The sequence below is a fragment of the Streptomyces sp. SPB162 genome (assembly GCF_029504575.1).
GTDB lineage: Bacteria > Actinomycetota > Actinomycetes > Streptomycetales > Streptomycetaceae > Actinacidiphila.
This window is the reverse complement of record NZ_JAQFII010000001.1, coordinates 1,613,349-1,627,662: the sequence shown is the minus strand read 5'-3', so window position 1 is coordinate 1,627,662 and position 14,314 is coordinate 1,613,349. Positions and strand designations below refer to the sequence as shown.

Sequence of the window (14,314 nt, the reverse complement as noted above, 5' to 3'; positions counted from 1 at the left end):
CCGCAGCCCTCGTACCAGGATGATCCCCACGGTCATCGCACGTACTCGTCCGGTCACCATCCGCTTCCCCGGAGTCAGCGCGTGCCCCATCCGGACCGGTACGCGGCCCAGTCGCCGGGCGTCGCGGCGAAGTCCACGTAGAGCGCCATGCCGAAGGCCTCGCGGCCCCTTCCGTGCCGGGCCAGACCCAGTCGCGCCCCGCGCACGGCGGCCGTGACGGTCTCGGCGGACGGATGGTGGCCGCCGGTGCTGGTGTGGTAGCCGGGCAGCCCCATGATGAGGTCGGTGCCGGCCGGGGTGACCTCCAGGGCGAGGGCGGTCTGCTGGGCGAGGTAACCGCCGAACAGGCTCTCCAGCGGCATCGCCGAGTCGTACGCCATCACCGCGACCTGGTCCACGCGGCGGGCGACCTCCGCGAAGTACTTCTGCGACCACCACTTGGGATGGTCGAACACCGAGAGCGCGACGGTGTGCAGGCCCGGCAGCGGGTCGATCTGGTGGGTGGCCACGGACAGCGCGGCGCCGTGCGCCGAGGTCGTGGCGCGCAGCCGGTCCAGGATGTCCAGGAACTCCCCGTCGCCGGAGTAATTGGGCTCCAGGTCGAGGTGGACGCCGTCGAATCCGGCGGCCAGGACCTGCTCCCCGCTCGCCTGGATACGGGCCCGGGTGGCCTCGTCCTTCAGGTGCAGCCCGTCGTCCCCGTCGTGGTGCGCGATGACGTTGCCGAGCCAGGCCTGCACCCGGACGCCCGGCAGGACCCGGTGGACCTCCTTGAGCAACCACGCGGAGTTCGGGTAGAGCTTCGGGTCGAGACCGCCGTCCTGTTCCAGCGGTCCGGTGTGCACGTAGAGGTCCCGGATCCCCGTGCCCCGGACCTTCACGCGCAGGGCCTCGAGGTCGGCCGCGCCGTTCCGGCCGTCGACCCAGGCGTGCCCGAGCCAGACCGCGTCGTGCCCCCGGGTGCGGCCCGCCGGGCCGGGATCCCCGGCGTATTCGAGCCGCAGCGCGATGGCCACCGCCAGCACGGGCAGCAGGACCACCAGGGCGGTCACGAGGGCCCCACGACGCAGCCATTTTAGGAGTCTCTCGCGAGACATCCGATCTGTCTTCCACAAAGTTCGCTCTACCCCCTGGACTTCGCGAGGTTTTCGGCGCTATACATCGGTTGTTCGAAAAAAGATCCGATGTCTAACGACGGGGGTGTACATGAGTCCGACCATTACCGAGGTCGACGTCTACGACATACGCTTCCCGACCTCGGAGCAGCTCGACGGCTCGGACGCCATGAACCCCGACCCCGACTACTCCGCCGCCTATGTTGTTCTGCGCACCGATGACCCCGACGGCCTGGAGGGGCACGGCTTCTGCTTCACGATCGGCCGCGGCAACGATGTCACCGCCGCCGCCATCCGCTCACTGCGACCCTACGTACTGGGACGCGGCGTGGACAGTGTTACCGGCGATCTTGGCGGTCTCCACCGGGAGCTCACTCATGACTCGCAGCTGCGCTGGCTGGGCCCGGAGAAGGGCGTCATGCACATGGCGGCCGGGGCCGTCGTCAACGCGGCCTGGGACCTGGCGGCCAAGCGGGCCGGACAGCCGGTCTGGGAGTTCCTCTCCTCCATGAGCCCCGAACAGATCGTGGACATGGTCGACTTCCGCTATCTGACCGACGCGCTCACCCGGGAGGAGGCGCTCGACATCCTGCGCGCCGCCGAACCCGGCCGGGCCGCGCGCGCCGCGCGGCTGCGCGAACACGGCTATCCCGCGTACACCACCTCACCGGGGTGGCTCGGTTACTCCGACGAGAAGCTCGCCCGGCTGTCGAAGGAGGCGGTCGCCGAGGGGTTCCACCAGATCAAGCTCAAGGTCGGCGCCGACCTCGGCGACGACCTGCGCCGGATGCGCATCGCCCGCGAGGCCGTCGGCCCGGACATCCGGATCGCGGTCGACGCCAACCAGCGCTGGGACGTGTCCGCCGCGCTGGAGTGGATGAAGGCCCTGGCCGCCTACGACCCGTACTGGATCGAGGAGCCCACCAGCCCGGACGACATCCTCGCGCATGCCGCGGTGCGCGCCGGGCAGCCCGTCAAGGTCGCCACCGGTGAACACGCCGCCAACCGCGTCATGTTCAAGCAGCTGCTCCAGGCCGGCGCGGTGGACTTCGTCCAGATCGACGCGGCCCGCGTCGCCGGGGTCAACGAGAACATCGCGATCCTGCTGCTCGCCGCCAAGTTCGGGGTGCCGGTCTGCCCGCACGCGGGCGGCGTCGGCCTCTGCGAGCTGGTGCAGCACCTGGCGATGTTCGACTACGTCGCCGTCTCCGGGAGCTGGGACGACCGGGTCATCGAGTACGTGGACCATCTCCACGAACACTTCGAGGATCCCGTCGTCATCGACCACGGCCGCTACCGGGCCCCCGCCCGGCCCGGGTTCTCCGCCCGGATGAAACCCCGATCCATCGCCGACCACCGCTACCCGGAAGGCCCGGTCTGGCAGGCCCGGCAGGAGGAACCCGCGTGAACACCACCCTGGACGGCACTGCGGACGGCGAACTGCGGGGGCTCACCGCCCTCGTGACCGGCGGCGCCTCCGGCATCGGCGCCGCCACCGCCGCCCTGCTCACCGCGCGCGGCGCCCGCGTCGCGATCCTGGACCGCGACCCGGCGGGGGCGCCGCCCGGCACCGTGGCCGTCACGGCGGACGTCGGCGACGGCCCCGCGGTACGGGCCGCGGTCGCCGAGGCCGTCGAACTCCTCGGCGGCCTGCACATCCTCGTCAACAACGCGGGGATCGGCGCCGTCGGCACCGTCGAGGAGAACGATGACGACGAATGGCACCGCGTCCTGGACGTCAACGTCCTCGGGATGGTGCGCACCGCGCGGGCCGCGCTGCCGCACCTGCGGGCCGCCGCCGCGGACCGCCCCGGCTGCGTGTCGATCACCAACACCTGCTCCATCGCGGCGACCGCGGGACTCCCGCAACGGGCCCTGTACAGCGCCAGCAAGGGCGCGGTGCTCGCGCTGACGCTGGCGATGGCCGCCGACCACGTCCGTGAGGGCGTGCGCGTCAACTGCGTGAACCCCGGCACCGCCGACACCCCCTGGATCGGCAGGCTGCTCGACCGGGCGGACGACCCCGCCGCCGAGCGCGCCGCACTGAACGCCCGGCAACCGCTGGGCCGCCTCGTCGCCGCCGACGAGGTCGCCGCGGCCATCGCCTACCTGGCGAGCCCCGCCGCCGCCGCCGTCACCGGGACGGCGCTGGCCGTCGACGGCGGCATGCAAGGACTGAGACTCCGCCCAACCCCCTGAGCCGCTACACACCAAGAAGGGCAGGACTCGACGATGAGACTGCGGCAGCGTTCCCTCACGAGCACCACGGTCACGGCGTGCGCGGCACTCCTCGCGGTCACCGCCGTCGCCGGCTGCAACCGCGGCAGCGACGACAAGGCCGGCACCTCGGGCAAGGTCGGTATCGACCTGCCGCGCGCGGACAGCGATTTCTGGAACTCCTACCAGCAGTACATCGAGAAGGGCGTGAAGGACGGGGTCGTCTCCGCACTGCCGCGCAGCAACTCGCAGAACGACATCACCAAGCTCGTCGCGAACGCCCAGACCTTCACCGACCAGGGCGCCAAGGCGGTGGTGATGGCCCCGCAGGACACCGGCGCCATCGCCTCCACCCTGGAACGCCTGGCGAGCAAGAAGATCCCGGTCATCAGTGTCGACACCCGACCCGACAAGGGCGACGTCTACATGGTGGTGCGCGCCGACAACAAGGCGTACGGCCAGAAGGCGTGTGAATACCTGGGTCAGCAGCTCGCCGGCAAGGGCAAGGTCGTCGAGTTCCAGGGCGCGCTCGACTCCATCAACGGGCGGGACCGCTCCGAGGCGTTCGCGGCCTGCATGAAGGAGAAGTTCCCGAACATCAAGGTCATCGCACTGGCCACCGACTGGAAGGGCGACGTCGCCTCCTCCAAACTGCAGGCCACCCTCGCCGCCGACCCGGACGTCAACGGCATCTACATGCAGGCCGGCGGGGTCTTCCTGCAGCCCACCCTCGCCCTGCTGGAGCAGAAGCACCTGCTCAAGCCGGCCGGCACGGCGGGCCACATCACCATCATCTCCAACGACGGGATCCCCGAGGAGCTGAAGGCGATCCGCGAGGGCAAGATCGACGCGACGGTCTCGCAGCCCGCCGACCTCTACGCCAAGTACGCGCTGTTCTACGCCAAGGCCGCGCTGGACAAGACGGTGTTCCAGCCCGGTCCCACCGACCACGGCTCCAACATCATCAAGATCCCGAACGGCCTGGAGGACCAGCTGCCGGCCCCGCTCGTCACCAAGACCAACGTGGACGACGCCGCGCTGTGGGCCAACCAGCTCGGAAAGAGCTGACCATGTCCCAGGCACCAGCCAAGGAAACCTCCGGTGGGGAGCCGGCGGCCGGCCCGCCGCCGGCCGTGCACGCCGAGGGGGTCGTCAAGCGCTTCGGCCCGACCGTCGCGCTCGACCGGGTGCGGCTGACCGTGCGGGCCGGCGAGTCGCACGCGCTCGTCGGCCGCAACGGCGCGGGCAAGTCCACCCTCGTCTCCGTACTGACCGGGCTGCACGCCGCGGACGCGGGCTCCGTCGCCTTCCAGGGCGAACCGGCGCCCGCGTTCGGGGACACCGCCGCCTGGCAGTCGAAGGTCGCCTGCGTCTACCAGAAGTCCATGGTCGTCCCGGATCTGACCGTCGCGGAGAACCTCTTCCTCAACCGCTTCGGAGAGGGCCGGATCCGCTGGCCGAAGCTGCGCGAGCGGGCTCGCGGCCTGCTCGCCGAGTACGGCGTCGACGTCGATCCGGCGGCGCGCGCCAAGGACCTGAGCGTCGAGCAGCGGCAGTTCGTCGAGATCGCGAGGGCGCTGTCCTTCGGCGCCCGTTTCATCATCCTCGACGAGCCGACCGCCCAGCTCGACGCGGCCGGCATCGAGCGGCTCTTCACGAAGCTGCGCGAACTGCAGGGGCAGGGCGTCGCCTTCCTGTTCATCTCCCACCACCTCCAGGAGGTGTACGACCTGTGCACCACCGTCACCGTCTACCGGGACGCCCGGCACGTGCTCACCGCGCCCGTCGCGGAGCTGGGCAAGGCCGACCTGGTGCAGGCGATGACCGGGGACGCGACGCGCTCCGCCCTGGCCTGGCAGGCGGGCACCGCCGTGGTCGCCGAGGAGGAACCCGTGCTGCGCGCCGAGGGGCTCGCCCTCGACGGCGCCTATCGGGCCATCGACTTCGCCGTGCGCCCCGGCGAAGTGCTCGGCCTGGCCGGCGCGACGGCCAGCGGCAACACGGCACTGGGGGAGACCCTGGTGGGGCTGCGCAAGCCCACCTCCGGCCGGACCGTGGTCGCGGGCCGGACCGTACGGCCGGGCAGCGTGCCGCACGCGCTCGGCGCGGGGATCGGCTACGTGCCGGAGGACCGGCATCGGCAGGGGCTGGTGCCGGGCCGCAGCGTCGCGGAGAACGCGACGCTCACCGTCACCGACCAGCTCGGACCGTACGGCACCGTGCTGCCCTCCCGCACCCGGCAGTTCGCGCAGTCGATGATCGATTCGCTGGACATCAAGACCTCGGGCCCCGGTCAGTCGGTCTCCGACCTGTCCGGCGGCAACCAGCAGAAGGTCGTCATCGCGCGGGCGCTGGCCCGCAAACCGCGGGTGCTGGTGGCGATCCGGCCGACCGCGGGCGTCGACGTCAAGTCCAAGGACGCGCTGCTCGGCGTGGTGCGGGAGGTGGCCGACGGCGGGAACGCCGCGGTCATCGTCTCCGACGAGCTGGACGACCTACGGGTCTGCGACCGCGTCCTGGCCCTGTTCCACGGCCGGGTGATCGCCGAGTTCGACAGCGGATGGACCGACAGGGACGTGGTCTCCGCGATGGAAGGACTGCCCGTGACTCCGGGCGGCCGCGAGGGAGACGACCAGGATGACTGACACCACCGACACCACCCAGCTGACCGCGGAGCCGGTCACCGCACAGAAGGAGCGCCGGCCGGGAGGTCTGGGCTTCCAGCTGGCCCGCTACCGGGACCTGTCGCTGATCCCGGTGCTGCTGGTGCTGTGCGTGATCGGCTTCATCGTCTCGCCGGCCTTCCTGACCTCCGACAACCTGATCGGCGTCGCCCAGCAGTCCACCGAACTGAGCCTGTTGGTGCTGGCCGAGGCGCTCATCCTCATCAGCGGGCGCATGGACCTGTCGCTGGAGTCCACCATCGGCGTGGCCCCGGTCATCGCCATGTGGCTGGTGCTGCCCTCATCGGGCCCCGCGACCTTCCACGGGCTGGGCGTCCTGCCGTCCTGGTCCGCGATCCCGGTCTGCCTGGCGGTCGGTGTGGTGATCGGCGGCATCAACGGCTTCCTCATCCTCAAGCTCCGCGTCAACGGCTTCATCGCCACCCTCGGCATGCTCACCATGCTGCGCGGCCTGCAGATCGGGGTGGCCGAGGGCAAGTCAATCGTCAACGTGCCGGAGTCGTTCGCCTACCTCGGCAAAGCCTCCTGGTTCGGCGCGCCCGCCGCCATCTGGATCTGCCTGGTGCTCTTCGCGGCCGGCGGTCTCGCGCTGGGCTACCTGCGGCACGGCCGCGCGCTCTACGCGATCGGCGGCAACACCGAGGCGGCGCGCGCCGCCGGCATCCGCGTGGACCGCATCACCTGGATCGTGCTCGGCCTCGGCGGGCTGCTCGCCGCGTTCGCCGGGATCCTGTACACCGGCCACTACGGCTCGGTCTCGGCCGGTCAGGGCAACGGCTGGATCTTCCAGGTGTTCGCCGCCACCGTCATCGGCGGTGTCAGCCTCAACGGCGGCCGGGGCACCCTCTTCGGGGCGCTGACCGGTGTGCTCACCCTGCAGTTGGTCGTGAACGTGATGACGCTGGGCGGGGTACCCCCGCTGTGGAACCAGTTCCTCAACGGCGCGATCATCATCGTGGCACTGATCATCTCCCGCTTCGCGAGCGGCGAGAAGCAGGACTGAGTGACACCCCGAAGGAGAGGACAGGCGATGCCCGTACCGGAACTGCCCCGCCTGGGACTCGGCTGCGCGCCGCTCGGCAACCTGTACCGGGCCATGCCGGACGAGACCGCGGCCGCCGTCACGGCGGCCGCCCTCGACCTCGGCTGCGGCCTTCTCGACACCGCTCCGCACTACGGCGTCGGCTTGTCGGAGGAACGCCTCGGCCGGGCGCTCGCCGGACGGCCGCGCTCCTCGTACGTGCTGTCCACCAAGGTCGGTCGCCGGCTGCGGCCGCTGGCCGCGGGGGAGCGGCCCGACGGCCAGGGCTTCGTCGACACCCCCGCCCGCGCCCGCGAGTGGGACTTCACCGCCGACGGGATCCGCGCCACGCTGGAGGGCTCCCTGGAGCGGCTCGGCACCGACCGCGCCGACATCGTCTACCTGCACGACGTCGAGAACCACCTGCCGGAGGTCTACGCGACCGGCTTCCCCGCGCTCGCGGCGCTGCGCGCCGAGGGGCTGGTGGGAGCCATCGGCTTCGGGATGAACGACAGCGGGGTGCTCGCGCGGCTCGTCGCCGACCTCGACGTCGACGTGGTGCTCTGCGCGGGCCGCTGGACCCTGCTGGAGCGCACCGCCTACGACGACCTGCTGCCGGTGTGCGCCGAGCGCTCGACCGCCGTGGTCGTCGGCGGCGTCTACAACTCCGGGCTGCTCGCCGACCCGAAGCCCGGCGCCCCGTACGACTACGCGGCGGCGCCGCCGGAACTGGTGCGCCGCGCCCTGGACATCGCGGACGTCTGCGGGGAGTTCGGCGTCCCGCTGCGGGCGGCCGCGCTGCGCTTCCCGTTCGGCCACCCGTCGGTGGTCTCCGCCGTCGTCGGCGCGGCCACCCCCGAGGAGGTCAGGGACAACGCGGCGCTCTTCTCGTACGACATCCCCGCCGCGATGTGGGACGCGCTCGTCGAGCGCGGACTGCTCGACGAGGACGTCCCACTGCCTGCCTGAGGCTCTCTACAGCGTGGAGCGCAGCCACTGCTCGACGCTCGCGATGTGCACCGTCGCCCAGGAGCGGGCGGCCTCCGCGTCACGGTCGCGCAGCGCGGACAGGATCGCCTGGTGCTCGTGCAGGGTGCGGCTCACCGCGTCCTGCTGGGTGAGCCCGCGCCAGACGCGGGCCCGGGTGGTGGGCCCGGACAGCCCGTCGAGCAGTGAGCAGAGCACCGAGTTCCCCGACGCCTGCACGATGCCGCGGTGGAACTCCAGGTCGGAGGCGACCAGTTCCTCGACGGAGGGCTCGGGGCCCAGCGCGTCCAGCTTCCCCTGGAGCACGTCGAGTTCGGTCTCGGGGATGCGCAGCGCCGCCATCGCGGTCGCGGCGGGCTCCAGGATCCGCCGCACGGCCAGGAACTCCAGCACGGTGTCGTCGCGGTGGAAGTCCACCACGAAGCTCATCGCCTCCAGCAGCAGTTGCGGATCCAGGCTCGTCACGTACGTGCCGTCGCCCTGCCGCACGTCCAGGATCCTGATCAGCGACAGCGCCCGCACCGCCTCGCGCAGCGAATTGCGCGAGAGCCCCAGCTCGGCCGCGAGTTCGCTCTCCTTCGGCAGCCGGTCGCCGGGCCGCAGCGCCCCTGAGACGATCATTTCCTTGATCTTCTCGATCGCCTCGTCGGTGACCGCCATCGCGACCTCCCCCTGTCCTGGTCCCGCTACCCGCCGCCAGACCTCCGATGTATCCGGCCATTATGCCCCTGGACGGCCCGGCGCGCGGACGTCCCGCGCATACGGATACCGCTCCCGGCTACTCGCCCGCGTAGCGGGCCGGGGAGGCGCCCACCGTGGCGGTGAAGTCCCGGGTGAGGTGGGCCTGGTCGCTGTAGCCGAGGTCGGCGGCCAGCGCCGCCCAGTCGATGCCGACACCCTGGTCGGCGCGGGCGGCGGCCTCGTGCAGCCGGGCCCGGCGCAGCACCCACTTGGGGCCGGCGCCGACGTGTTCGGCGAAGAGCCGCTGGAGCCTGCGGACGGAGATCCCGAGGTCGTCCGCGAGCTGGTCGACGCGGAACAGGGACGGGGAGGCGGTGATCCGCTCCACCATGGCGGCGACCTCCGCCGCGACCGGGTCCACCGCCGTGCCCGGGCCGGGGAGCAGGCTCAGCAGGAGCGATTCGGCGGTGTCCGTCATGACGGACACGTCGGACGCCCCGAGGATCGTCCGCTCGGCGGTGGTGACGGCGGGCCCGAACAGCCCCGCGGCGGGCACCGACCGGTCGGTGAGGTCCGAGACCGACGACGTCAGCAGCGGACGGAAGCCGCCGGGCCGGAATCTGACGCCCAGCACCTGGCCGCACCCGCGCAGCACCCGGGTGAACACCCCGCGCTGCACCCCGTAGACCGCGGTCTCGGGCTCCTCGAAGACCAGGTGCACGTTGGGGTGCGAAAGCACCGCCTGCTCGTGCGGCGGTTGGCCGCGCAGGTCCCAGCGCACGATCCAGTAGTACTCCACGTACGGAGCCACCGCCTCGCCCGGCTCCTCCCGCAGCAGCTCGAACCGGGTCGCCGCAAGGGCGGGACGGAGCACACCCCGCCCCATCTCGGGGGTCGTCATCCCGCCACCCTAGGCCGTCTGAGCTGTCGTGTTTGTTCAATACGCGACTGGGCCGCGGATCTAGCGTGGAATCCATGAACCTTCATCCGCAGCTGGTCCGCGGCGCCGCAGAAGCCGCCCGTATCGCCCGCACCATCACGCCGGAGCAGCTCGCCGCGCCGACCCCGTGCCCGGAGTTCGACGCCCGCACGCTGATCAATCACTGGGTGCTCTACACCTCGCACGGCCTGGAGCACCGCGCCCTGCGCACGACCCTGCCGGAGGAGCTCACCGAGCACGACTTCACTGCCGACCCGCGGTGGGCCGAAGCGTACGCGGCGCAGCTCAACCGCGCGCTCGCCGCCTGGGGCCGGCCCGAGGCGTGGGAGGGCGGCATCGACATGGGCGGGGCCGAGATGCCCGCCGCCGATATCGCCGCGATGCTGCTGCTGGAGCTGACCCTGCACGGCTGGGACGTCGCGAAGACCGTCGGCCAGGAGTTCCGCGTCGACGAGGAGACCGGTGCGGTGGTGCTCGCCGCCGTCGGGCAGCAGGCCGAGATGTTCCGCCAGTACAAGGGCTTCGCCGACCCCGTGGAGATCACCGGCCCGGCCACGGACTTCGAGCGCGCGCTCGCGCTCTCCGGCCGGGACCCGCACTGGAGCGCCTGATGCGCGAACGGCCGGGTGGGGCAGGGAGATCTCCCTGCCCCACCCGGCCGCGTACCGCAGGCCGCGTCAGGCCCTGCGGGCCAGCATGTCCTCGACCCGGGCCCTGACGGCCTCGGTGTCCAGGCCGCGCACCGTCAGCGTGGTGCGGCGGCGCAGCACGTCGTCGGCCGTCTGCGCCCACTCGTGGTCGCGGGCGTACACGACCTGCGCCCAGATCTCCGGGCCGTCCTCGTGGATCCGCTCACCGAGCGACGGGTCCTCGTTGACGAGCCGGGCGATGTCGAAGGACAGCGACCCGTAGTGGCTCGCGAGGTGCCGCGCGGTCAGCGGGTCCATCCGCGTGCCCGGGTCGCGGTCCACCAGCAGTCGGTGGGCTACCGCGTTCGGGTTGGCGAGACCCGGCAGTGGCATCCGCCGGGGCAGCAGCTTCTGCGGCTCCATGTCCTCGCCGAGCGGCCCGCCCGGCAGCTTCGCGAGCTTGTTCATCACCGTGCGGCCGATGTGCCGGTACGTGGTCCACTTGCCGCCCGCCACCGACAGCATCCCGCCGCGGCCCTCGGAGACGACCGTCTCCCGCTTGGCGGACTCGACGCCCCCGGGCCCGCCCGGCAGCACCCGCAGGCCCGCGAAGGCGTACGTGATGAGGTCGCGGTCCAGGTGCTCGTCCTTCACGGAGAACGCGGCCTCGTCCAGGATCTGCTGGATGTCGGCCTCGGTCGCCCGGACGTCCGCCGGGTCGCCGGTGTACTCCTCGTCCGTGGTGCCCAGCAGCAACTGGTCCTCCCACGGCAGCGCGAAGGTGATGCGGTACTTGTCGATCGGGGTGGCCATGGCGGCCTTCCACGGCACCTTGCGCTTCATCACGACGTGCGCGCCCTTGGACAGCCGGATGCTGGGCCGGGCGCCCTTGTCCTCCATCGTCCGCAGGTGGTCCACCCACGGGCCGGTGGCGTTGAGCACCAGCCGGGCGCTGACCCCGAACTCCGTGCCGTCCAGCTTGTCGCGCAGCTCCGCGCCGGTGACCTTGCCGTGCGTGAAGCGCAGCCCCGTCACCTCGGCGTGGTTCAGCACCACGGCGCCGGACTCCACGGCCGCGCGGACGGTCATGACGGCCATCCGCGAGTCGTTCATCTGGTGGTCGTGGTAGACCGCGACGGCCTTCAGGTTCTCCGTGCGCAGGCCCGGGTTGTCGGCCACGGCCTTCGCCGGGGAGATGACCCGGCCGACGCCGTCACCGAAGGCGGACAGCGCCGAGTACGCGAAGACGCCCGCGCCCAGCTTCGCGGCGCCGTGCGGGCCGCCCTTGTACACCGGCAGGTAGAACGTGAGCGGGTTGACCAGGTGCGGAGCCACGTCCTTGGCGAGCACCCGCCGCTCGTGGTGGTTCTCGGCGACCAGCTTGACCGAACCGGTCTGCAGGTAGCGCAGCCCGCCGTGGACGAGCTTGGAGGACGCCGACGAGGTGGCGCCGGCGAAGTCGCCGGCGTCCACCATCGCGACCCGCAGCCCGGACTGCGCGGCGTGCCAGGCGACCGAGGTGCCGAGGATGCCGCCGCCGATCACCAGGAGGTCGTACGTGGCGTGGCTGAGCAGCTCTCTGGTCTCGGAACGACTGGGGTCGGTGCCGGCGGTCGGGTGCGTCCCGAGGGCGGGGACGCTCTGCAGGGTGGAAGACATTCTGATCAGTTCTCCTCTTCGATCCAGCCCATGGTCCGCTCGACGGCCTTGAGCCAGTTCTTGTACTCGCGGTCGCGCTTGTCCGCGTCCATCCGGGGGGTCCATTCGGCGGCCCGGCGCCAGTTGGCGCGCAGTGCGTCGGTGTCGGGCCAGAAGCCGACGGCGAGACCGGCCGCGTAGGCGGCGCCCAGGCAGGTGGTCTCGGCGACCATCGGACGGACGACGGGGGCGTCCACGAAGTCCGCGATGGTCTGCATCAGCAGGTTGTTGGAGGTCATACCGCCGTCGACCTTGACGGCGGCCAGCTCGACGCCGGAGTCCTTGCTCATCGCGTCGACGATCTCGCGGGTCTGCCAGGCGGTGGCCTCGAGCACCGCGCGGGCCAGGTGCGCCTTGGTGACGTAACGGGTCAGGCCGGCGATCACACCGCGGGCGTCGTCGCGCCAGTACGGGGCGAACAGACCGGAGAAGGCCGGCACGAAGTAGGCGCCGCCGTTGTCCTCGACGGAGCTCGCCAGGGTCTCGATCTCGGCGGCGCTCTTGATGATGCCCATCTGGTCGCGCATCCACTGCACCAGCGAACCGGTGACGGCGATGGAGCCCTCGAGGGCGTACACGGCCTTCTGGTCGCCGATGCGGTAGCCGACCGTGGTGAGCAGGCCGTTGTAGGAGTTGACGGCCTTCTCGCCGGTGTTCATCAGCAGGAAGGTGCCGGTGCCGTAGGTCGACTTGGCCTCGCCCTCGGCGAAACAGGTCTGGCCGAACAGCGCGGCCTGCTGGTCACCGAGCGCGGAGGCGACCGGCACACCGGCCAGCGCGCCGACGGTGGCGGTGCCGTAGACCTCGGAGGAGGAGCGGATCTCCGGGAGCATCGACATCGGAACGCCGATGGACTCGCAGATCTTCTCGTCCCACTCCAGGGTGTGCAGGTTCATCAGCATGGTGCGCGACGCGTTGGTGACGTCGGTGACGTGCACACCGCCGTCCGGACCGCCGGTGAGGTTCCAGATGACCCAGCTGTCCATGGTGCCGAACAGGATGTCGCCGCGGTCGGCGCGCTCGCGCAGGCCCTCGACGTTGTCCAGCAGCCAGCGGGCCTTCGGGCCGGCGAAGTAGCTCGCCAGCGGCAGGCCGGTCTCACGGCGGAAGCGGTCCTGGCCCACGTTGCGGCCCAGTTCGCGGCAGAGCGCGTCGGTGCGGGTGTCCTGCCAGACGAGCGCGTTGTGGACCGGCTCGCCGGTGTGCTTGTCCCACAGCAGCGTGGTCTCGCGCTGGTTGGTGATGCCGATGGCCTTGACGTCCTCGGCGGTGATCCCGGCCTTCTCGACGGCACTGGCGACGACTTCCTGGACGTTGGTCCAGATCTCGGAAGCGTCGTGCTCGACCCAGCTGGGCTTCGGGAAGATCTGCTCGTGCTCCTTCTGGTCGACGGCGACGATGCGGCCGTCCCGGTCGAAGACGATGCAGCGGCTGGACGTGGTGCCCTGGTCGATCGCGGCGATGAACGGCCCTGCGGTATGTGCGTCGGTCACGGTGTTCTCCTCAAGGGGTCTGCGTCGGGTCGGACAGGAGGGTTACGCGAAGGCCAGCCGGTAGAGGCCGCCCGCCAGCACGGCGCCGACGAGCGGGCCGACGACGGGGATCCAGGCGTAGCCCCAGTCGGAGCCGCCCTTGTTGCGCAGCGGCAGAAGGCTGTGCACGATACGCGGGCCGAGGTCACGGGCCGGGTTGATCGCGTAGCCGGTGGGCCCTCCGAGTGACAGGCCGATGCCGACGACCACCAGGGCGGTCATCAGGGCGCCGGTTCCGGACAGCGCCAGGCCTGCCGTCAGGCCCTGGGTGAGGACCGCCAGGACGAGGACCGCGGTGCCGATGATCTCGGTGGCGAGGTTCTGCACGGCGTTGCGGATCTCGGGTCCGGTGGAGAAGACGCCGAGGACCGGTCCGCCGGGAGGGCTGTCGGGCCCCAGCGGCGGCACCAGCTCCGGGTCGTCCATGTGGTCCTGGAACTGTCCGTAGTAGGCCACCCAGACCAACGCCGCGCCGATCATCGCGCCGACCATCTGGCCGGCTATGTACAGCGGCACGTCGTTCCACTCGCCCGTCTTGACGGCGATGCCGACGGTGACGGCCGGGTTGAGGTGCGCCCCCGAGAGGCTGGAGGAGATGTAGACCGCGGTCAGTACCGCGAATCCCCAACCGAAGGTGATGGCAAGCCAACCCGCGTTGCGGGCCTTGGAGCTCTTGAGCGTGACGGCGGCGCAGACGCCACCACCCAGCAGGATGAGGACGGCGGTACCGATGGTCTCGCCGAAGAAGATATGGCTGTTGGACACCGCGACTCCCTTGTCATACGTCCATTCAGGCGGACCGGGTCCCGT

General features: G+C 71.3%; 13 protein-coding genes. 7 read left to right on the top strand and 6 right to left on the bottom strand.

Annotated elements, in window-relative coordinates:
- Positions 1-74: 74 nt before the first annotated feature.
- Positions 75-1,052 carry a hypothetical protein gene (locus tag M2266_RS07585; RefSeq protein WP_346780875.1) on the bottom strand — a complete coding sequence of 326 codons (978 nt, stop codon included), beginning with the start codon at positions 1,050-1,052 and terminating at the stop codon, positions 75-77.
- 154 nt (positions 1,053-1,206) lie between these two features.
- Between M2266_RS07585 and M2266_RS07580 the strand changes: the two genes are divergently transcribed.
- From M2266_RS07580 to M2266_RS07555, 6 genes are read left to right on the top strand one after another with little or no spacing between them, the layout of a single operon-like run.
- Positions 1,207-2,523, top strand: a complete 1,317-nt coding sequence (locus tag M2266_RS07580) for an enolase C-terminal domain-like protein (protein ID WP_277437463.1) — start codon at positions 1,207-1,209, stop codon at positions 2,521-2,523.
- Between the two features lie 8 nt (positions 2,524-2,531).
- Positions 2,532-3,314, top strand: coding sequence for an SDR family oxidoreductase (locus tag M2266_RS07575; protein ID WP_277441097.1), 783 nt, complete (start codon positions 2,532-2,534; stop codon positions 3,312-3,314).
- Positions 3,315-3,347: 33 nt separating this feature from the next.
- Positions 3,348-4,400, top strand: coding sequence for a sugar ABC transporter substrate-binding protein (locus M2266_RS07570; protein WP_277437462.1), 1,053 nt, complete (start codon positions 3,348-3,350; stop codon positions 4,398-4,400).
- A 2-nt stretch (positions 4,401-4,402) separates the two neighbouring features.
- On the top strand, positions 4,403-5,977 hold the full coding sequence (locus M2266_RS07565) for a sugar ABC transporter ATP-binding protein (protein WP_277437461.1): 1,575 nt from the start codon (positions 4,403-4,405) through the stop codon (positions 5,975-5,977).
- A complete protein-coding gene (locus M2266_RS07560; RefSeq protein WP_277437460.1) occupies positions 5,970-7,019 on the top strand; it encodes an ABC transporter permease in 1,050 nt (349 codons plus the stop codon). Before M2266_RS07565 ends, M2266_RS07560 begins: the two co-directional genes overlap by 8 nt.
- 27 nt (positions 7,020-7,046) lie before the next feature.
- Positions 7,047-8,006, top strand: a complete 960-nt coding sequence (locus M2266_RS07555) for an aldo/keto reductase (RefSeq protein WP_277437459.1) — start codon at positions 7,047-7,049, stop codon at positions 8,004-8,006.
- Positions 8,007-8,012: 6 nt separating this feature from the next.
- Here M2266_RS07555 and M2266_RS07550 read toward each other — a convergent pair whose 3' ends face one another.
- Positions 8,013-8,684 carry a FadR/GntR family transcriptional regulator gene (locus M2266_RS07550; protein WP_277437458.1) on the bottom strand — a complete coding sequence of 224 codons (672 nt, stop codon included), beginning with the start codon at positions 8,682-8,684 and terminating at the stop codon, positions 8,013-8,015.
- Positions 8,685-8,802: 118 nt separating this feature from the next.
- Positions 8,803-9,606 carry a helix-turn-helix domain-containing protein gene (locus tag M2266_RS07545; RefSeq protein ID WP_277437457.1) on the bottom strand — a complete coding sequence of 268 codons (804 nt, stop codon included), beginning with the start codon at positions 9,604-9,606 and terminating at the stop codon, positions 8,803-8,805.
- A gap of 74 nt (positions 9,607-9,680) precedes the next feature.
- Between M2266_RS07545 and M2266_RS07540 the strand changes: the two genes are divergently transcribed.
- Positions 9,681-10,256 (top strand): TIGR03086 family metal-binding protein, encoded by a 576-nt coding sequence (locus M2266_RS07540; protein ID WP_277437456.1) that lies wholly within the window; start codon positions 9,681-9,683, stop codon positions 10,254-10,256.
- A gap of 66 nt (positions 10,257-10,322) precedes the next feature.
- Here M2266_RS07540 and M2266_RS07535 read toward each other — a convergent pair whose 3' ends face one another.
- The 3 genes from M2266_RS07535 to M2266_RS07525 are packed head-to-tail and all read right to left on the bottom strand — an operon-like array spanning position 10,323 to position 14,269.
- Positions 10,323-11,933: a glycerol-3-phosphate dehydrogenase/oxidase gene (locus tag M2266_RS07535; RefSeq protein ID WP_277437455.1), complete on the bottom strand. Its 1,611-nt coding sequence runs from the start codon at positions 11,931-11,933 to the stop codon at positions 10,323-10,325.
- Positions 11,934-11,938: 5 nt separating this feature from the next.
- Positions 11,939-13,465, bottom strand: coding sequence for a glycerol kinase GlpK (gene glpK, locus M2266_RS07530; RefSeq protein ID WP_277437454.1), 1,527 nt, complete (start codon positions 13,463-13,465; stop codon positions 11,939-11,941).
- Positions 13,466-13,507: 42 nt separating this feature from the next.
- The gene (locus M2266_RS07525) at positions 13,508-14,269 is read right to left on the bottom strand and encodes an MIP/aquaporin family protein (protein ID WP_277437453.1); all 762 of its coding nucleotides are present in this window, start codon (positions 14,267-14,269) and stop codon (positions 13,508-13,510) included.
- Positions 14,270-14,314 lie beyond the last annotated feature (45 nt).